This is a genomic window from Streptomyces sp. NRRL S-1813 (assembly GCF_000719605.1).
Classification (GTDB): domain Bacteria; phylum Actinomycetota; class Actinomycetes; order Streptomycetales; family Streptomycetaceae; genus Streptomyces; species Streptomyces decoyicus.
Genome location: NZ_JOHB01000012.1, coordinates 118,410 through 135,746 on the forward strand (window position 1 = coordinate 118,410; position 17,337 = coordinate 135,746).

At 71.4% G+C, this 17,337-nt stretch carries 19 protein-coding genes and 7 tRNA genes; 15 read left to right on the top strand and 11 right to left on the bottom strand.

The window, feature by feature from the left end:
- Nucleotides 1–295: 295 nt before the first annotated feature.
- Nucleotides 296–1,654 (bottom strand): serine/threonine-protein kinase, encoded by a 1,359-nt coding sequence (locus IF67_RS0119080; protein ID WP_030987200.1) that lies wholly within the window; start codon nucleotides 1,652–1,654, stop codon nucleotides 296–298.
- Nucleotides 1,655–2,264: 610 nt separating this feature from the next.
- Here IF67_RS0119080 and IF67_RS0119090 point away from each other — a divergent pair.
- From IF67_RS0119090 to IF67_RS0119100, 3 genes are all read left to right on the top strand, one after another.
- Entirely contained in the window at nucleotides 2,265–2,474 is a 210-nt protein-coding gene (locus IF67_RS0119090) for a hypothetical protein (RefSeq protein ID WP_030083005.1), read from the top strand.
- A gap of 239 nt (nucleotides 2,475–2,713) precedes the next feature.
- Nucleotides 2,714–3,727: a phosphotransferase gene (locus tag IF67_RS0119095; RefSeq protein WP_030987209.1), complete on the top strand. Its 1,014-nt coding sequence runs from the start codon at nucleotides 2,714–2,716 to the stop codon at nucleotides 3,725–3,727.
- Between the two features lie 73 nt (nucleotides 3,728–3,800).
- Entirely contained in the window at nucleotides 3,801–4,079 is a 279-nt protein-coding gene (locus tag IF67_RS0119100; protein WP_030987212.1) for a zf-TFIIB domain-containing protein, read from the top strand.
- A gap of 82 nt (nucleotides 4,080–4,161) precedes the next feature.
- Here the strand turns inward: IF67_RS0119100 and IF67_RS0119105 are convergent.
- The 5 genes from IF67_RS0119105 to IF67_RS0119125 all read right to left on the bottom strand — a co-directional run bounded on the left by IF67_RS0119105 (nucleotide 4,162) and on the right by IF67_RS0119125 (nucleotide 4,619).
- A tRNA-Val gene (locus IF67_RS0119105) sits at nucleotides 4,162–4,233 on the bottom strand.
- 34 nt (nucleotides 4,234–4,267) lie between these two features.
- Nucleotides 4,268–4,339 (bottom strand) — tRNA-Val (locus IF67_RS0119110).
- 25 nt (nucleotides 4,340–4,364) lie between these two features.
- Nucleotides 4,365–4,436: transfer RNA gene (locus IF67_RS0119115), tRNA-Val, on the bottom strand.
- 1 nt (nucleotide 4,437) lies between these two features.
- Nucleotides 4,438–4,511, bottom strand: a tRNA-Cys gene (locus IF67_RS0119120).
- Between the two features lie 35 nt (nucleotides 4,512–4,546).
- Nucleotides 4,547–4,619: transfer RNA gene (locus IF67_RS0119125), tRNA-Gly, on the bottom strand.
- Nucleotides 4,620–4,796: 177 nt separating this feature from the next.
- Between IF67_RS0119125 and IF67_RS0119130 the strand changes: the two genes are divergently transcribed.
- From IF67_RS0119130 to IF67_RS0119140, 3 genes are read left to right on the top strand one after another with little or no spacing between them, the layout of a single operon-like run.
- Complete coding sequence (locus tag IF67_RS0119130; RefSeq protein WP_030987214.1) at nucleotides 4,797–5,864, top strand: chorismate-binding protein; 1,068 nt, start codon at nucleotides 4,797–4,799, stop codon at nucleotides 5,862–5,864.
- Nucleotides 5,861–6,685, top strand: coding sequence for an aminotransferase class IV (locus IF67_RS0119135; protein WP_030987216.1), 825 nt, complete (start codon nucleotides 5,861–5,863; stop codon nucleotides 6,683–6,685). Before IF67_RS0119130 ends, IF67_RS0119135 begins: the two co-directional genes overlap by 4 nt.
- 35 nt (nucleotides 6,686–6,720) lie before the next feature.
- Complete coding sequence (locus tag IF67_RS0119140; protein WP_030987218.1) at nucleotides 6,721–7,551, top strand: GNAT family N-acetyltransferase; 831 nt, start codon at nucleotides 6,721–6,723, stop codon at nucleotides 7,549–7,551.
- Nucleotides 7,552–7,581: 30 nt separating this feature from the next.
- Here the strand turns inward: IF67_RS0119140 and IF67_RS0119145 are convergent, their stop codons facing one another.
- The gene (locus IF67_RS0119145) at nucleotides 7,582–8,109 is read right to left on the bottom strand and encodes a DsbA family protein (RefSeq protein WP_030987221.1); all 528 of its coding nucleotides are present in this window, start codon (nucleotides 8,107–8,109) and stop codon (nucleotides 7,582–7,584) included.
- A 197-nt stretch (nucleotides 8,110–8,306) separates the two neighbouring features.
- Between IF67_RS0119145 and IF67_RS0119150 the strand changes: the two genes are divergently transcribed.
- Together IF67_RS0119150 and IF67_RS44280 are read left to right on the top strand one after the other, a co-directional pair.
- On the top strand, nucleotides 8,307–8,768 hold the full coding sequence (locus tag IF67_RS0119150) for a hypothetical protein (protein ID WP_030987223.1): 462 nt from the start codon (nucleotides 8,307–8,309) through the stop codon (nucleotides 8,766–8,768).
- Nucleotides 8,769–8,836: 68 nt separating this feature from the next.
- Nucleotides 8,837–8,992: a hypothetical protein gene (locus IF67_RS44280; protein ID WP_018087659.1), complete on the top strand. Its 156-nt coding sequence runs from the start codon at nucleotides 8,837–8,839 to the stop codon at nucleotides 8,990–8,992.
- A gap of 50 nt (nucleotides 8,993–9,042) precedes the next feature.
- Here IF67_RS44280 and IF67_RS0119160 read toward each other — a convergent pair whose 3' ends face one another.
- Nucleotides 9,043–9,612 (bottom strand): CGNR zinc finger domain-containing protein, encoded by a 570-nt coding sequence (locus IF67_RS0119160; RefSeq protein WP_030987224.1) that lies wholly within the window; start codon nucleotides 9,610–9,612, stop codon nucleotides 9,043–9,045.
- 227 nt (nucleotides 9,613–9,839) lie between these two features.
- Nucleotides 9,840–10,253, bottom strand: coding sequence for an SsgA family sporulation/cell division regulator (locus tag IF67_RS0119165; protein ID WP_003959770.1), 414 nt, complete (start codon nucleotides 10,251–10,253; stop codon nucleotides 9,840–9,842).
- A 189-nt stretch (nucleotides 10,254–10,442) separates the two neighbouring features.
- Here IF67_RS0119165 and IF67_RS0119170 point away from each other — a divergent pair, with 189 nt between their 5' ends.
- The 4 genes from IF67_RS0119170 (at nucleotide 10,443) to IF67_RS0119185 (ending at nucleotide 11,736) form a co-directional block, all read left to right on the top strand.
- Nucleotides 10,443–10,874, top strand: a complete 432-nt coding sequence (locus tag IF67_RS0119170; protein WP_030987226.1) for a TIGR02611 family protein — start codon at nucleotides 10,443–10,445, stop codon at nucleotides 10,872–10,874.
- Between the two features lie 54 nt (nucleotides 10,875–10,928).
- Nucleotides 10,929–11,000: transfer RNA gene (locus tag IF67_RS0119175), tRNA-Val, on the top strand.
- A gap of 86 nt (nucleotides 11,001–11,086) precedes the next feature.
- Nucleotides 11,087–11,548, top strand: coding sequence for an SRPBCC family protein (locus IF67_RS0119180; RefSeq protein WP_030987228.1), 462 nt, complete (start codon nucleotides 11,087–11,089; stop codon nucleotides 11,546–11,548).
- A gap of 116 nt (nucleotides 11,549–11,664) precedes the next feature.
- A tRNA-Val gene (locus IF67_RS0119185) sits at nucleotides 11,665–11,736 on the top strand.
- 136 nt (nucleotides 11,737–11,872) lie between these two features.
- Here IF67_RS0119185 and IF67_RS0119190 read toward each other — a convergent pair.
- On the bottom strand, nucleotides 11,873–12,598 hold the full coding sequence (locus IF67_RS0119190; RefSeq protein WP_030987230.1) for an exonuclease domain-containing protein: 726 nt from the start codon (nucleotides 12,596–12,598) through the stop codon (nucleotides 11,873–11,875).
- Nucleotides 12,599–12,798: 200 nt separating this feature from the next.
- Between IF67_RS0119190 and IF67_RS0119195 the strand changes: the two genes are divergently transcribed.
- From IF67_RS0119195 to thrS, 3 genes are all read left to right on the top strand, one after another.
- Nucleotides 12,799–13,365 carry a DUF4365 domain-containing protein gene (locus IF67_RS0119195; protein ID WP_030987231.1) on the top strand — a complete coding sequence of 189 codons (567 nt, stop codon included), beginning with the start codon at nucleotides 12,799–12,801 and terminating at the stop codon, nucleotides 13,363–13,365.
- Nucleotides 13,365–14,543 (top strand): hypothetical protein, encoded by a 1,179-nt coding sequence (locus IF67_RS0119200; protein WP_030987233.1) that lies wholly within the window; start codon nucleotides 13,365–13,367, stop codon nucleotides 14,541–14,543. The genes IF67_RS0119195 and IF67_RS0119200 overlap by 1 nt, the downstream gene beginning before the upstream one ends.
- A 111-nt stretch (nucleotides 14,544–14,654) precedes the next feature.
- Entirely contained in the window at nucleotides 14,655–16,634 is a 1,980-nt protein-coding gene (gene thrS, locus IF67_RS0119205) for a threonine--tRNA ligase (protein ID WP_030987235.1), read from the top strand.
- Nucleotides 16,635–16,686: 52 nt separating this feature from the next.
- Here thrS and IF67_RS0119210 read toward each other — a convergent pair whose 3' ends face one another.
- Nucleotides 16,687–17,328 carry a potassium channel family protein gene (locus tag IF67_RS0119210; protein WP_030987237.1) on the bottom strand — a complete coding sequence of 214 codons (642 nt, stop codon included), beginning with the start codon at nucleotides 17,326–17,328 and terminating at the stop codon, nucleotides 16,687–16,689.
- Nucleotides 17,329–17,337 lie beyond the last annotated feature (9 nt).

Sequence of the window (17,337 nt, forward strand, 5' to 3'; positions counted from 1 at the left end):
TCCTGCGGGTGGTCGGTCCTGCCCCGGCAGCCCGCCCGGTCAGGGCCGCCTCCACGGGAGTACCACCCCGGGCTCCACGGGCATATCGCCCCCGACGTGGCGGTAATGCGACCCCAGGCCCCATGAGAATACGGCCCGGGGCGCGGCGGGAAGGCGACCCCAGGCCCCATGGGAATACCGCCCGGGACTCCGCGGGAAGGCGACCCCGGGCTCCACGGGAAAACCATCCCGGGCCCAGAGAGGAATACCGCCCCGCCCCCGCCGCGTTGAGGCCCGCAGGGGGCGTCCGCACCCCCTACGGGTTCTGTTCCCCCGCACCGTAGGGCCCGTCCACGCCTCCGGACGGCGGGGCGACCGGCACCGGCCGCTCCACACCCAGCCCGCGGGCCGGCCCCTGGCACCCCTGAGCGGCCGCGATACCGAGCGCCACCAGCAGGGTCACCACCACGAACACAATGACGCGCTGGCGCAGCAGCCGGCGGTCGGGGCCGGGGCGGCGACCACCCGACGTCGTACGCACCGGGGTGCGGCTGCCGTTGCGTCCTGTCGGGCGTGAGGCCGGAGCCCGTCGCCCGGTGTGCCCGCCGGTCTTCCGCGGGTTCTTCCTCGCCGCCGATGCCGGGCCGGCCGGCCGGGAGGCCGCGTCCCGGGGGGCCGGGGGACGGGACGGGTGCGGACGCGGCGAGGAGGTACCCGCCGCCCCCCGCTCGGTGCGCTGGCGTGCGTACTCCTCGGCCCGCTGCCCGGTCGGCCGGTCCGAGGGACGGCGCTCCGCGCGCTCCCAACCGGCCCCGGCACCCGACCCGTTCTCCAGCGGCCCGCCCGACGGACCGTGCGCCTCACGGGCCGCGATCTCCTTGAGCCTCAGTGACAGCGACAGGGTGCTGGGGCGGTCCGCCGGATCCTTGGCCAGACATGAGGCGAGCAGCGGCGCCAGTGCGTCCGGCACCCCGGCGAGCTGCGCCTCCTCATGGACCACGCGGTAGAGCATGACCTCCGAACTTCCCTGCCCGAAGGGGGAGTCGGCGGTACAGGCGTACGCGAGGGTGGCGCCCAGCGCGAAGATGTCCGTCGCCGGTGTCACCGCGGCCCCGCGCACCTGCTCCGGTGCCAGAAACCCCGGTGAGCCGACGGCGGTACCCACATGGGTCAGCGTGCTGGCGCCGGTCGCCCAGGCGATACCGAAGTCGATGATCCGCGGGCCCTTGGGCGACAGCAGAATGTTGGACGGCTTCAGGTCGCGGTGCACCACGCCCGCGTCATGGACGGCCAACAGCCCCTCGGACAGTGCGGCGCCGATGGAGGCGACCTGCGCGGGGGACAGTGGACCGGCCTCGTTGACCTTGTCGTGCAGCGAGGGCCCCGGGACGTACTGCGTGGCGAACCAGGGGCGGTCCGCATCGAGATCGGCCGCGACCAGCCGGGCGGTACAGCCGCCGCGGATCCGCCGGGCGGCCGAGACCTCCCGCGCGAACCGCGAGCGGAATTCCTGATCCTCCGCCAGGTCCGGCCGGATCACCTTGAGGGCTACCCGCTGCCCGCGTTTGTCCGAGCCGAGATAGACCACGCCCATTCCGCCCGCGCCGAGCCGGCGGTGCAGCCGGAACGTCCCGACGACACGCGGGTCCTCGCGTCGGAGCCGCATCATCGCCATGTCCGTCCCCTACCTGCGGTGGGGAGCCCCCTCCGCTGCCAACCGTCTGACGTGGCACAGCTTACGGATTGACGGCTCGCTGTGCTGAGAGGCCGCGCATGCGTCGGCGGCCGGATTGCCGGTAACGGGTGCGATTCTCGAAGGGCGGGTGGAAAACCTGCCGCCGCGCGGCCCGACTTCCCGTACCCGATCCCAATGATCCGCCACAGAAGGGGGATTGGGATGATGAAGGGGGATCGGGGCAGGTTGGTCGTGGATGCCGGGGATGCGGTCGGGGTGCGGCAAGCGGCGGTGAGCCGAGCGGTCCGCGGGGGCGGGATCGCGGTGCGCGGGGGAGCGGCCGGAGTGAGCGAGGTCACCCTCAGGAGTGCGCGGGCCAAGGCAGCGCGACGGTACCCCTTGGGGGAGATCCCCAGGGCCCGGACCCGTCTCTCCACCCAGGGGAGTACGTGAGGCGCGGCCCCGTCATCCTCCTGGATGCCGATCAATCGGTACGACGGCATGACGCCCCGCGTCGGGCGGGTGCCTACTGTTGTCTTCAAGCGGCGGGCGGAGCACTCGTCCCCCGAGGTCAGACGCCCGCCGCCCCAGTCACGACGGGAGCGGGACCATGGTGGAGACCCCAGGGCGGACGGCCCTTCGGGCGCAGGGGCGCCGAGCCGCCGCCGCGCTCGGGGGCCGGCAGTCCGCCGGCACTCGCCACCCCCTCGTCGCGGTGGCCATGGTGCTGCCGCTGGCGATCGTTCTCGCCGTGGTTTTCGGCGGCTGGGAGGCCGTCATGACACAGGCGTCGTCCGTGGTCGGAATGCTGGGGCGCTGAGCAGCGCCCCAGGCCCGGGAGAGCGGCCCGGGACGGGGACCTCCGGCTGTAAACCCCGTGGGGACGGGGGTGCGGCGGACGGCACGACGGCCGGGCATCTGGGGAGATGCCCGGCCTTCGAGCTTTCCCGGTCGCGGCCCTGCCCTGCCCACCGCTCCGCGCGTACGATCCCAAGCCGGGCCGCCCACCGCTCGTACCGCCACCCACGGCGCCTCGGCCGCGCAGGACTCGGGGGAACGATGACCACCTCACTGCTCGTGTGCCTGGCCGCCCTGTCCGCGTCGGCGGCCCGGGAAGGCACACCGGCCGCCGCCCCCGAGGTGCTCGCCGACCGCCCCGACGGCACGGTCCTCCGCAGCGGCCGTACGGTCGCCAAGGCACACGCCCCCGACGACGACCCGCACGACCTGGCGGCCCGGCTGCGGATCGCCGCCCACCCCCTCCTGCACGGCATCCTGCTGCCCCCGCTCCCGGTCACCGCCCCCGACGGCTTCCTCACCCTCACCGAGGACGGCCGCGCCCTCTCCCGCTGGCCGTACGGCAGCCCGGTCCCGCCCGACGACCCCGACGCCGCGCCCTGGGCGGACGCCGCCCGCCTGCTGGCCCGTCTGCACCGCGTCGACCCGCGTCAACTTCCCGGCCCCGTACCGCCGATGCGTGGCCCCGCCAAGGCCGCCCGCGCCCTGGCCCGCCTGCGCGGCGCCCTGGCCCCGGCCGGCGGCCCGCCGTCCGCACCCCGGCCCGGCGCCGGATCGCTGCCCGCGGCCGCCGCGGCCGTCGAACGTGCCTGGGCCCTGCTGCCGCCGTGGGCCCGGGACGCCGGCCCGCCGCCGCGCGCCGGCACCCTCTGCCACGGCGATCTGCATCTGGGCCAGCTCGTCCGCCACCCGGCCACCGACGGTCCCTGGCTCCTCATCGACATCGACGACCTCGGCACCGGCGACGGCGCCTGGGACCTGGCCCGCCCCGCCGCCTGGTTCGCCACCGGCCTGCTCGCACCGGACCTGTGGACGCGCTTCCTCGCCGCCTACCGCGCCGCCGGCGGCCCCGCCGTACGGCCGGCCGGCGACCCCTGGCCCGACCTGGAGGTTCCGGCGCGCGCCCTGACCGTGCAGACCGCCGCGCTCGCCGTCGCCAAGGCCGCCACCGCCACCCGCGCCCTGGACGAGATCGAGACCGCGGTGGTCGATGCCTGTGCCCGGATGACTTCCCTGCCGGACCAGTTGGCGCCCGCCGGCCCGGACGTAGGGTGAACACCCCGCCGCCGGGAGGCCGTTCCGGCGGCAACGCAGTGAGCAGTGCCGGATGACAGGAGTTGAGCCGACGATGCAGTGCCCCAAGTGTCATGCGCCGATGCAGACGTACCAGCGCAACGGCGTGCAGATAGAGCAGTGCGCCGGCTGCCGGGGGATCTTCCTGGACTACGGGGAGCTGGAGGCGCTGACCCGTCTCGAGTCACAGTGGTCCCAGCAGGCCCCGCCGCCGCCCGCCCCGCAGGCCTACCCGGCCGCCCCCGCGTGGGGCGCCCCACATCAGGGCCACCACGGCCACCATGGACACCACGGCCACCACCGCAGCTTCGGCCACATGCTCTTCTCGTCCTGAGCGACGACCGCGTCCTGAACACACGCGTCCTGAACAACGACCGAGGGCCGGAGCGAAATGCTCCGGCCCTCGGGTTCAGATGTGGACGATACTGGGATTGAACCAGTGACCTCTTCCGTGTCAGGGAAGCGCTCTCCCGCTGAGCTAATCGTCCTCGGGACCACGGATCGTGAAGATCCGCAGCTGCGTGCGCGATACTGGGATTGAACCAGTGACCTCTTCCGTGTCAGGGAAGCGCTCTCCCGCTGAGCTAATCGCGCGGGGACCCGGGTGAACCCGGGCCAGTGGACGATACTGGGATTGAACCAGTGACCTCTTCCGTGTCAGGGAAGCGCTCTCCCGCTGAGCTAATCGTCCTTGGAGGTGGAGACGGGATTTGAACCCGTGTAGACGGCTTTGCAGGCCGTTGCCTCGCCTCTCGGCCACTCCACCAGGAGTGAGGGGGTTCGGGAAGATCCCCCACATCGAGCGGACGACGAGACTCGAACTCGCGACATCCACCTTGGCAAGGTGGTGCTCTACCAACTGAGCTACGTCCGCAGATGTCTCTCCCAGACTACGTCCGGGAGCTACTCGGCCTCCGGGGCGCTTGCGTGTCCCGGCGACGTGTTGAACTCTAGCGGATTCCGGGGCCAGTACAAAAACGCGTTTGTGCAGCGTGCTGCGCTGCTCGCTCGGCACAGGCAGGGTCGGGGCCGCCGCCATAGACTCGCTGACGTGCACGACTTCGCTCCGATGGCACGCTTCGGCGGCCTGATAGCCACCGACCTGCTGGATGTGACCAGCGATCCCGCGGCTCTGGACTCCACGGGCTGGTGGGCCGTGGCCGCCGACTTCGAGGGGGCGGTGGTCTGCGCCCGCTTCGGCGACGTACGGCCGGCCACCGCGGCGGACGGTCCCGCCCCCGACGGCTGGCGCGGCCCCGTACCCGGCGCCTGGACCAGCTCCCTGGACCGCGACGCCTATACCGGCGGCGTGCGGCGGATCCGTGAACACATCGCGGCCGGCGACGTCTACCAGGTGAACCTCTGCCGGGTGCTGACCGCGCCGCTGCCGGACCCCGGCCGTGCCGACGTGGACGCGCTGTCCGCGGTGCTGGCCCGCGGTAACCCGGCGCCGTATGCAGGGACGATCCGGCTGCCCGGTCATGGCATCGAGATCGCCAGTGCCTCCCCGGAGCTGTATCTGCGGCGCGACGACCGCATCGTCGCCTCCGGTCCCATCAAGGGCACCGGCCGGACCGCGGCGGACCTCTCGGCGAAGGACCGGGCGGAGAACGTGATGATCGTGGACCTGGTCCGCAACGATCTCGGCCGGGTCTGCGCCACCGGCTCCGTCACCGTCCCCGCACTGTGCGCCGTCGAGGAGCACCCCGGCCTGGTCCACCTCGTGTCCACGGTGCGCGGTGAACTGGACGGGGCGAACGAGAAGACCGCCTGGGCGGATCTGCTGGGCGCCACCTTCCCGCCCGGGTCGGTCACCGGCGCCCCCAAGTCCAGCGCGCTGCGGATCATCGACGAGCTGGAGACCGCGCCCCGCGGTCCGTATTGCGGAGGCATCGGCTGGGTCGACGCGGACCGCCGCACCGGCGAGCTCGCGGTCGGCATCCGTACGTTCTGGATCGACCGCACTCCGCCCGGCGGCCCGGTGCTCCGCTTCGGCGCCGGCGCCGGGATCATCTGGGACTCCGATCCGGAGCGGGAGTGGGCCGAGACCGAGTTGAAGGCGCGCAGGCTGCTCGCGGTAGCGTCGGGCCTGCACGAGGCGAGTGGAGGAAAGCGATGAAGATCTGGCTCAACGGAGGGCTACAGGACGCCGAGGGAGCCCGGGTCTCGGTCTTCGACCACGGGCTGACGGTCGGCGACGGAGTCTTCGAGACCATCAAGGCCGAGCACGGCCGCGCCTTCGCCCTCACCCGCCATCTGGAGCGGCTGACCACCTCCGCCCGCGGGCTGGGGCTGCCCGATCCCGATCTCGACGAGGTACGGCGCGGCTGTGAGGCGGTCATGGCGGCCAACCCGATGGCCCTCGGGCGGCTTCGCCTCACCTACACCGGCGGCGTCTCACCGCTCGGCTCGGACCGCGGCGACGCCGGCCCCACGCTGGTCATCGCGCTCTCCGAGACCACGCGCCGCCCCGACACCACCGCCGCCGTCACCGTCCCGTGGACCCGTAACGAACGCGGTGCGCTCACCGGCCTGAAGACCACCTCGTACGGCGAGAACGTCGTCGCCCTGGCCCGGGCACGTGAACGGGACGCCTCCGAGGCGCTGTTCGCCAACACCGTCGGCGCGCTCTGCGAAGGCACCGGCTCCAATGTCTTCGTCGTCCTGGACGGCGAACTGCACACCCCGCCGCTGCACTCCGGCTGCCTGGCGGGCATCACCCGCGCCCTGACGATCAGCTGGGCCGGCGCCAAGGAGACCGATCTGCCGCTGGACGCCCTGGAGCGGGCCGAGGAGATCTTCCTGACCTCCACCCTGCGCGACGTCCAGGCCGTGACGCGGATCGACCGCCGCCAACTCGCCGACGTCCCGGGCCCGGTGACGGCGGAAGCCATGCGGATCTTCGAGGAGCAGTCCGCCGCCGACTTCGACCCGCGGTGATGACGGGCCCGCGCACGGGCGAGTAGAAAGTCCTCGTGACCACAACGCTGCGCCCCGCGGGACCGGAAGAACGGCACGACGACGGGCGCCGGGCCCGTCCGTACGACATCTGCGTCAACAGCCGCCGGGTCGGCGGGATCCGGCTGACGACGGACGCCCGGTTCGGCCCGACGGCGGGCCGGATCGCGGAGCTGGCCATCGAGGCGCCGGACCGGCACCGCGGCCGCGCCACGGTCGCCGCCCTCGCCGCCGAGGAAGTGCTGCGCGGCTGGGGCTGCCGGCAGATCGAGGTGACCGTCCCGGCCGGTGCGGAGGCCGCCGGGCGGCTCGCGGCTGCGCTGGGCTACACCGAGCGCAGCCGCACGATGAGCAAAACCCTCGACGGACCGCCTCCGCTGCCCGAGGACAGCGGCGACCGTGCGCTCAGCGAGGCGGAGTACCCGGCCTGGCGGGAGGCCGCGCTCGCCGAGCACGTCCGTACGCAGCTGGGCCAGGGGATGCCCCGTGCACGTGCCGAGGAGACCTCGGCCGCGGGCCATCGCGCCCTGCTGCCGGACGGCGTGGACACGCCCGACCAGGCGCTGCGCGTCCTGACGCACCGCGGTGCGGACGTCGGCAGCATCTGGGTCGCCCTGCGGATGCCGGACGTGCCGGGCGGCTATGTCGTCGACATCCAGGTCGCGCCCGCACACCGTGGGCAGGGCCACGGCCGCTCCCTGATGCTGGTCGCCGAGCGCGAAAGTCTCGCCGCCGGCCACGCCACCCTGGGGCTGAACGTCTACGCGGACAACGCGCCGGCACTCGGCCTCTACAGCTCGCTGGGCTACCGGCCCACCGGATACCTGCTGTGGAAGCCGATCCTGTGAGGGAGCCCGGACGGCGCCCGTGAGGCCGGCTCAGCCCTGCCCGGCCAGCAGCCGGTCGGTGATCTCCTCGATACGGGCGCGCAGCCCCTCCTGGCTCTTGCCGCCGTCCAGCCGCTCGCCGCCGATCACATACGTCGGCGTCCCGGTCACCCCGATCGCCTTGCCCTCGGCCTGGTCCGCGTCGACGATCAGCAGATGCCGCCCGTCGATCAGCGCGGTGTCCAGCTCCTCGGCGTCCAGCCCCAGCTCTGCGGCGACCTCCAGCAGCAGCTTCTCACCGCGCGCGCCGAGCTCCTCGGTCCGTGCCAGCACCGCCTCGATGTACGGCCAGCCCTGGCCCTGCTCGATGGCCTCCTCGGCGGCCTGGGCGGCGACGTAGGCGTGCTTGTGCTTGGGGAGGGGGAAGTGGCGCAGGCGGATGTCCAGCCGGTCGCCGTATTGCGCCCGCAGTGCCCGCAGGTCCTCCAGGGCGGCATGGCAGTCCGGGCACTGGAGTTCGCACCACACGTCCAGCACGGGGCGGACGGGAGGGGCGGCGGAGGTGGTGGCGTCGTTCATGGCAGTCAGTCTTCCAGCCTTTCCCCGGCTGACGCCCGGGTGGTACCCCCGGCCCGGTGCCCGAACCGGGACCTGGGGAGGAGCGCTACCCCGAGATGTCCCTGAGCCCGCTCCGGAACATGGCCCTCATGCGTCCGGACAAGGCAGGATGGAAGGGAGCAGAACGCCTGCTCGCCTTTCACCGGCAGGAGGACCGGATGCTGACCTCGACCGTCTGTGCCGCGGTGTCGGCAGCGGGCCTGGGCATCGCCGCGCTGACGGCATACCGCAAGCGGTTCCTGGCCGCGACCCGCATCGCCGCTTTCTCTCTGATCCCCATCGGCCTGGTGATGACGGGCGTCATCGACTGGGTCACCAACATCGTCTTCAAGCCCACGGTCTGGGCCGGCTTCGGCGTGCTCGCGCTCTCCGCCCTGCTGTTCATGATCAGCAGGGGAGTGGAGCGCCGCAGGGGCGGGATCGGCAACCGCAAGGAGCGCAAGGCCGCGGCGGCCGACCGGTCCGACGCGGTGGCTCCGGCCGCCTCCGTGCCCTCCCTCGGTGCCGGCCGGGGCGTCGCGCAGCCGGCCGCCAAGGGGAAGGCCGCTCAGGGCAAGGGCGGTGCACCCAAGGATGACTTCTCGGACATCGAAGCGATCCTGAAAAAGCACGGGATCTGATGAACTACCGCTGCTGAGCCGCTTATCGGGCGCATTGGGACGATCATCTGCGTCATGATGCGCCCGAGATGAACGATGAGTGCGCCCTCGCCCAAGACGACGCCCCGTCCCCCGAACCGCGCGGTTGCCTGTTCGCGCTGTCCCAGCCGCCGCTGATGCTCTTCCTCGCCGTCATCGGCTTTCTGCTCCTTCTCGGAGCAGTGCACGACCTCTTCCTCCTGTGAGGCCGGTATGCGCCGCCGCCCCGGGCCCCGTCGTGGGGCCCGCCAGGCACTCAGCCGGCCGCGGCCTCCCGCCGCCGTGCCCGGTAGGCCGCGACATGCAGCCGGTTTCCGCAGGTGCGGCTGTCGCAGTAGCGCCGGGAGCGATTACGGGAGAGGTCGACGAAGGCGTGCCGGCAGTCCGGCGCCTCGCAGTGCCGCAGCCGCTCGCGTTCCCCGGCGACGAGGATGAAGGCCAGCGCCATCCCGCCGTCCGCGGCCAGATGCTCGGCGACCGACGCACCCGGCGCGAAGTAGTGGACGTGCCAGTCGTACCCGTCGTGATCGGTCAGCTGCGGTGTGGTGCCCGCCGAGGCGACCAGCGAGTTCAGCTGTTCGGCCGCGGTGCGGTCGTCCTCGGCCGCGAAGATCTTCGCGAACCGCGCGCGGACGGACCGTACGGCCGCCAGGTCGCCCGCGCCGAGCGCGCCCACATCGCTGACGTCGTTGCGCTGTACGAACTCCTCGAGGGCCGCGAGGCCGGTCAGGCTGTCCGGCGCTCCGGGCGCTTCGCCTTCCGGAGCGGTGTTCAGCAGATCGACGACCGCGTCCAGCGCGCACCGGGTGTCATGGCTGATCATCACGGTTCCGCTCCCTGGCAGGGTGGGGCCGGACGGGTACCGCCCCCGGTGTCGTTGCCGAATGGTCGCCGACTCTAGCGCTTCGAACAAGCTTCAGCGCCGACTCCGCGGTGGGTCCGCGGCGACGACGCCGAAGTGTGCCGTATGAACTTGTCGGTCCTGCGCCGTCTCCCCGAGTCGGACGGACGCAAGTGTGAGCGGGTGGGTGCTTTCGGTAACCGTGCTGCGTCTCAGCTCTCCGCAAGGATGTGGGAGAGCTCGGTGTCGAGATCGAAATGCCGGTGCTCCGTACCGGGTGGCACGGCGGCATCGGTCCTTTTGAGGAACGACTCGAGGGCCCGTGCGGGCGCCTCGAGCAGGGCTTCGCCTTCCGGCGAGCTCAGGGCGATGCAGACAACGCCCTGTCCGTGGCTCCGGGACGGCCATACACGGACGTCTCCGGTGCCCGTGGGCCGGTGCAGGCCCTCGGCGAGGAGGTCGCGGGCAAAAACCCACTCCACGGTCTCCTCGGCTCCGGTATGGAAGGTGGCATGCACGGCATAAGGATCGGCCGTGTCATACCGCAGGCCCGCGGGTACAGGCAGTGAGGACTCGCTCGACACAACGAGGCGCAGGTGCAGCTCGCAGCTGACCGTGGTGTTCATAAGCGCCAGGGCCTTTCGCTCAGTGTGCGCTCGGGGATTCGCACGTCGGCGAAATCGACATGCCACCTACGGTGCCGTTGTAAACCCCTCTGACGGTTTTGTGTGGCTTCAGGTACCTCTTCCGGCGGATTGCGAGATCGTCCTCGGCGGTAATTCCGCGGACTCATCCCGTCCGGTAAGTTTGTGAGTATGAATACGCAGAGTAACGGGGGGCCGGGAACGGTGGAGGAGGACGCCGCTCCGGCCGAGCAGCCGCTCGGCTCGCGAGCGCCGCACTTCATCAAGCGCTCCCGGCCGCTCCACGTGAGCTGGCAGGTCGGAGTCTTCGTCGTCGGTCTCGCGGTCGTGGTGGCCGGCGTGATCATGCTGCCGCTGCCGGGGCCGGGCTGGCTGGTGATCTTCGGCGGTATGGCGATCTGGGCGACGGAATTCGTCTGGGCCCAGCTGGTGCTGCGCTGGACCAAGCGAAAGGTCACGGAGGCGGCTCAGAAGGCGCTCGACCCCAAGGTGCGGCGACGCAACATCATCCTCACCGCCATCGGCCTGGTGATCATCGCCGCGGCGCTCGCGGTCTATGTCTGGAAGTTCGGCTTCGCGATGCCGTGGAACGTCTCCGAGTGACACCGCCATGGTCAGAAGTGCCCGCCGACGTGGGGTAATGTTGGCGGTGCGCCCGGGCGATTAGCTCAGTGGGAGAGCGCTTCGTTCACACCGAAGAGGTCACTGGTTCGAACCCAGTATCGCCCACCCCGGACGACGGCCCGGAGACTTCAAGTCTCCGGGCCGTCGCTGTTGTTGGGTGTCCGCACCGCCGTGGGGCGCACACTGGCATCATGCCCGACTGGTCACGCCGACTGAACCGCTACCGCTTCCGCAGCGTCTGGCTGCTCGATGCCCCGCCGACCGTCGTCTACGCCGTCCTCGAACGCGCCGAGGCGTACCCCCGGTGGTGGCCGCAGGTGCGCGAGGTCAACCTGCTCGACGACCGCAGCGGCACCGCCCGCTTCCGTTCGCTGCTGCCGTACGACCTGACCGTGGTGGCGACCGAGCGTCTGCGGGACCCGGGCGCGGGGGTGCTGGAGATCGGGATGCGCGGTGATCTGGCGGGCTGGGCGCGCTGGACCGTGGTGCCCGGTGCCGGCGGCACCCGTGCCGTCTTCGAGCAGGACGTGGAGGTCTGCAAGCCGCTGCTGCGGCGGCTCGCGCTGCTGGGGCGGCCGGTGTTCCTCGCCAATCACGCGCTGATGATGCGGTCCGGGCGCCGCGGTCTCGCCGCCTGGCTGGCCCGCGGATGAGTACCCGGGCCGCCCCTGCGCGGGGATCCGGGACCACGGCGGAACAGGAATTTGATGGAAGGCACGGGCTGCCTGTATTGTTCAGGTCGTTCGCGAGGGAAACCTCGCCGACACCCGGGCGATTAGCTCAGTGGGAGAGCGCTTCGTTCACACCGAAGAGGTCACTGGTTCGAACCCAGTATCGCCCACCGGGATCAGGAACCGGGCCGCCAAAAAGCGGCCCGGTTCTTTTTGTTGGGAGAACTCGGAAGAACACGGAACCGGGAATTCCGTCCGGTCCGTCCGGTGCCTTTGCCGCCCCGGACCGGAATTGCTGATGGGTGATCAGGCCGCGGCGGGGAGTTCGGGGCGCAGCGGCCAATGCGGATCGACGACCTCCGGATTGCCGCTGCGGGCGAACCACGCCTGGAGCCCGCGGGCCTGGGCCGCGTACCAGACCGCCTGGCGGGTGTGCAGCTCCGGCGGATGCAGCCCCTCCAGGCGTTCGGCGAAGCGCTGCCCCAGGGCCCGGACGACGCGCAGCGCGGCGAGCGCGTCGGCGGCCGCCTCATGGGCGTCGTCCAGCTCGACCTCGTAATGGGCACACAGATCGGTGAGCGTACGGCGGCCCTTGCGGTAGCGGTCCAGGTGCTTGTCGAGGACGCGGGGATCGAGGACGTGCAGCGGATGGCCGCCCAGATAGGTGCCGAGCGAGCTGGCGCGATGCCGCTTCAACTCGCGCTCCAGGAGCGTCAGATCGAACGGCGCGTTCATCACGACCAGCGGCCGGCCGGCCACCGACTGGGCGGCCAGGGCGCGCGCGACCTCCTCCAGCACCGGCGCGGGCCAGCGGCCGTGCAGCGCGAGATGGTCGGCCGTCAGGCCGTGCACCGCCGTCGCGGCCTCGGGTATCTCGACGCCCGGGTTGATCAGCCAACGGGTGACCCGGGGTGCGGAGCGCGGCGTCTCCTGGACCACCAGGGCGGCGGAGACGATGCGGTCGCGCTCGACGTCGATGCCCGTGGTCTCGGTGTCGAAGGCGGCAAGCGGTCCGTCATACCAGCACGGCATCATCCCAACTCCTCGCGCTCGTACGGGGGGATGACGTGCACGCCACCCGAGCTGGTGATACCCGACTCGGCCGGTGCTCGAACCGTCTTTGTTTGCCGACCACTTGACGCGGAGACAACCAGAGGGACGGGCCAAAACGCTCCGCCTTCTCCCCGTCATCCACACGCATCGATCGGCACAGCCCGGAAGGCATCCCCGCGATGACGCTCGCGCAGCCCGAACCGGGCGGGCTGCTGCCCCAGCTGACCACACCGCAGCGCGGCGGACTCGCCACCACTGCTTGCATGGAGACCCTCCAGGTGGGCTATCTGCACGCGGTCGCCGCCGCCTCCGGATGTTCGCTGGCGCAGCCCTTCCCGGACAACGGAATCGACTGGCACGTCAGCCATGGCGCGCCCGGCCACACCGTCGACGACGAAGTGACCATCAAGGTGCAGCTCAAGTGCACCTACCAGACCGCCCCCCGCCCGCCGGGGCCGACTTTCGCCTTCACGCTCGACAACGACCACCTGGTGAAGCTGGCCCGTACGCCCGTATCGGTACACAAGATCCTGGTCGTGATGCTGGTCCCGCGGACCCAGGAGGACTGGCTGCGGGCCTCCCACGACCGTCTCGCACTGCGGCACTGCTGCTACTGGATCAATCTGGCCGGCCATCCGGTGACCGGCCGGCGCAGGACCACCGTGCGGATCCCGACCGCGCGGATCTTCGACGACCGAGCGCTCTGCGAGATCATGACGCGGGTCGGGGCGGGAGGGAGACCCTGATGTACCGGCCGACCGACGATTATGACGCGCGGCTCCTGGATCCCGCGCGGCTCGATCCGGCGGTGCTCAGCGCGCTGCTGGCCCGGCACGGCTGGCGGCGCCGGGGCGGGGCCGCGGGCCACTATGCCCGGTGGACACCGCCCGGCGGCGCCGGCGGCACCAGCCTGCTGGTGCCGCACGACCGCCGCTTCCCCGACAGCGGGGAGCTGCTCGCGGAGGCGCTGGCGGCGTTGGCGCAGAGCTCCTCGTCCTCCGCCCGCGAGGTGCTGGTGGGGCTGGCGGTGCCCAGCGACGAGGTGCGCTGGGAGCGCGAGGTGCCCGACGGCGGCTCGGGGGCCGCGTACTGGGTCGCGCAGGAGCAGCTGCGCGGCGCGGCCCGCTCGATGCTGATCGCCGGGGCGCTGGGGACGTACGGCCGGGCCGGTTATTACGGCGCCCGGCACAAACGGCAGGCCGAGGGGTTCATGGCCGAGGTGCTGGTCGGCCCGGCGGCGGCCGGGCGCCGGCTGACCGCGTTCGTCCCGGTGCGCGGCGGGCGCGGTGCGGTCGCCGGGCTTCAGCAGGCATTGCACGCGGCCCGCGACGCCACCGACTACCAGCGGGCCACCGGCGGTATGGAGGCCTTCGACGCGGCCGTCGAGCTGGGGGTCTGCCATGAGCTGGTCCAGGCGCTGATCGCGCTGGTGCGGGACGCGGAAGGGGTGCGGATCGCGGTCGAGTGGTCGCCGGGGTCCGGCGCCCCGGCCGGCTGCCCGGCCCGTCCCGAACCGGTCGAGTTCTCGGCCGGCGATCTGCCCGCGTTGCAGCAGGCCGCCCAGCGCTATGTCCGGGACGAGCCCTCGCTGCCGGTCCGGGTGACCGGCGCGGTGATACGGCTGCGCAGGGAGCGGCCGGGCGGGCCCGGCACGGTGCGGCTGCGGGTGATCACCGGCGCGGACGTGGTGCAGGTACGGGTCGCGCTGGGGGAGGAGGACTACCGCATCGCCGCGCATGCGCACCTGGTGGGACTGCCGGTCCGGGTGAGCGGGCGGCTGGAGAGCCGGGGCGGGTTCCGCCGGATCACCGGCGGCCGCGATGTCACGCCCGTACAGGTCGACGAGGCGGAGCGGGACCGGCTGCTGAAGTCGCTCCAGGAGAATCTCGACTTCTTCGAGGAGGCCTGCGGGGCGGAGGAATAGCGGCTGTGAGCCGGGGGTGGTGAAACCGTTTCGCGGTCAGGTCGGGTGGCTCGGTACGATTCGGCTGCGCAGCAATCGCTGACGTGAAGAGACATGAGTCAGGAGAGACCGGTGTCAGACGTCCGTGTGACCGTCCAACGCGATTCCGAGCGGGAAGAACGCGTGGTGACCACGGGGACTACGGCCGCCGACCTCTTCCAGGGCGAGCGCAGTGTCGTGGCCGCGCGGGTGGCCGGAGAGCTGAAGGACCTGGCGTACGAGGTCGCGGACGGTGACGCGGTCGAGCCCGTCGAGATCACCTCCGAGGACGGGCTGAACATCCTCCGGCACTCCACCGCGCATGTGATGGCGCAGGCCGTGCAGGAGCTGTTCCCGGAGGCGAAGCTCGGCATCGGCCCGCCGATCAAGGACGGCTTCTACTACGACTTCGACGTCGAGACCCCGTTCCACCCCGACGATCTCAAGCGCATCGAGAAGAAGATGCAGGAGATCCAGAAGCGGGGCCAGAAGTTCGCGCGCCGTGCGGTCGCCGACGACGCCGCCCGCGAGGAGCTGGCCGACGAGCCGTACAAGCTCGAGCTGATCGGGCTCAAGGGCTCCGCCGCGGACGCCGCCGAGGGTGCGTCCGCCGAGGTCGGCGCCGGTGAGCTGACCATCTACGACAACCTCGACGCCAAGACCGGCGAGCTGTGCTGGAAGGACCTGTGCCGCGGTCCGCACCTCCCCAGCACCCGCGCCATCCCCGCGTTCAAGCTGATGCGCTCGGCCGCCGCCTACTGGCGCGGCAGCGAGAAGAACAAGCAGCTCCAGCGGATCTACGGCACCGCCTGGCCCACCAAGGACGAGCTCAAGGCGCATCTGGAGTTCCTCGCCGAGGCCGAGAAGCGCGACCACCGCAAGCTCGGTGCCGAGCTGGATCTGTTCTCCGTTCCCGAGGACATCGGTTCGGGGCTGGCGGTCTTCCACCCCAGGGGCGGCATCATCCGCCGGGTCATGGAGGACTACTCCCGCCGGCGCCATGAGGAGTCGGGCTACGAGTTCGTCTACACCCCCCACGCCACCAAGGGGAAGCTGTTCGAGAAGTCGGGCCACCTGGACTGGTACGCCGACGGCATGTACCCGCCCATGCAGCTCGACGAGGGCGTGGACTACTACCTCAAGCCCATGAACTGCCCGATGCACAACCTGATCTTCGATGCGCGCGGCCGCTCGTACCGTGAACTGCCGCTGCGCCTCTTCGAGTTCGGGACCGTGTACCGGTACGAGAAGTCCGGTGTCGTGCACGGACTGACCCGCGCCCGCGGCTTCACCCAGGACGATGCGCACATCTACTGCACCAAGGAGCAGATGGCGGACGAGCTGGACGCCACGCTCACCTTCGTGCTCGACCTGCTGCGCGACTACGGTCTGACCGACTTCTACCTGGAGCTGTCCACCAAGGACCCGGAGAAGTTCGTCGGCTCGGACGACACCTGGGAGGAGGCCACCGAGACGCTGCGGAAGGTGGCCGAGAAGCAGGGGCTGCCGCTGGTCCCTGACCCGGGCGGCGCCGCGTTCTACGGGCCTAAGATCTCCGTGCAGACCAAGGACGCCATCGGCCGTACCTGGCAGATGTCGACCATCCAGCTGGACTTCAACCTGCCGGAGCGGTTCGACCTCGAGTACACCTCGGCGGACGGTTCCAAGCAGCGTCCGGTCATGATCCACCGCGCGCTGTTCGGCTCGATCGAGCGGTTCTTCGCGGTGCTGCTGGAGCACTACGCGGGAGCGTTCCCGGCGTGGCTGGCGCCGGTCCAGGCGACCGGGATCCCGATCGGTGACGCGCATGTCCCCTACCTCCAGGAGTTCGCGGCCGAGGCGAAGGCCAAGGGGCTGCGGATCGAGGTGGACTCCTCCTCGGACCGGATGCAGAAGAAGATCAGGAACGCCCAGAAGGCCAAGGTCCCGTTCATGATCATCGCCGGTGACGAGGACGTGGCCAACGGCGCGGTCTCCTTCCGCTACCGCGACGGGTCGCAGAAGAACGGCATCCCGCGCGCCGAGGCGATCGCCGAGATCCTCGACGTCGTGGAGCGCCGCGTCCAGGTGTGACGCCCGTTTGAGTCCGAGGCCCCGGAGAGCGAACCCGCTCTCCGGGGCCTTGTCATTTCTCGCCCTCCTGCCGGAAGCGGCGCAGCAGGTAGGAGGAGAAGGAGCCCACCACCGCTCCCACCAGGGCCACCCCGGCGAACATCAGCCCCACGGCGATCACCCGGCCGCGCGGGGTGACGGGGGTGGCGTCGCCGTACCCCGTCGTCGTCAGGGTCGAACTGGCCCACCACACCGCGTCACCGAAGGTGTGGATGTTGGCGCCCGGAGCGGACCGTTCGTCGTGGTAGACCGCCAGGCTGGCGGCGAAGCCCAGCAGCAGCGAGGTGAGCCCGGTGTACGCCATCACCCGCGCTTCGAGGACGAGCCGTGGATGGTCCCTGCGCCGCTGCATCCGCTCGTGCATGTCGATGAGCCGCAGCGGCCGCAGCAGGGGCAGCACGGTCACGATCAGATCCAGCCAGCGGGTGCGGAGGAAGTGCCGCCGGTCGTTGCTGAACGCCAGCCGCGCCAGATATTCGACGACGAAGAAGCTCCAGCTGACGAGGGTGACCAGCTCCCACCAGACCTGCCAGCCGGGGGAGAGGCCGGGGATCAGGACCCGGACCGCGTAGGAGGTGAGGAAGAGGAGCGAGGCGCCAAGGAGATACGGCTGGGCGGTCTCCTCCCAGTCCCACAGTCGCTGTTCCCTGTCCACCGGCTCAGC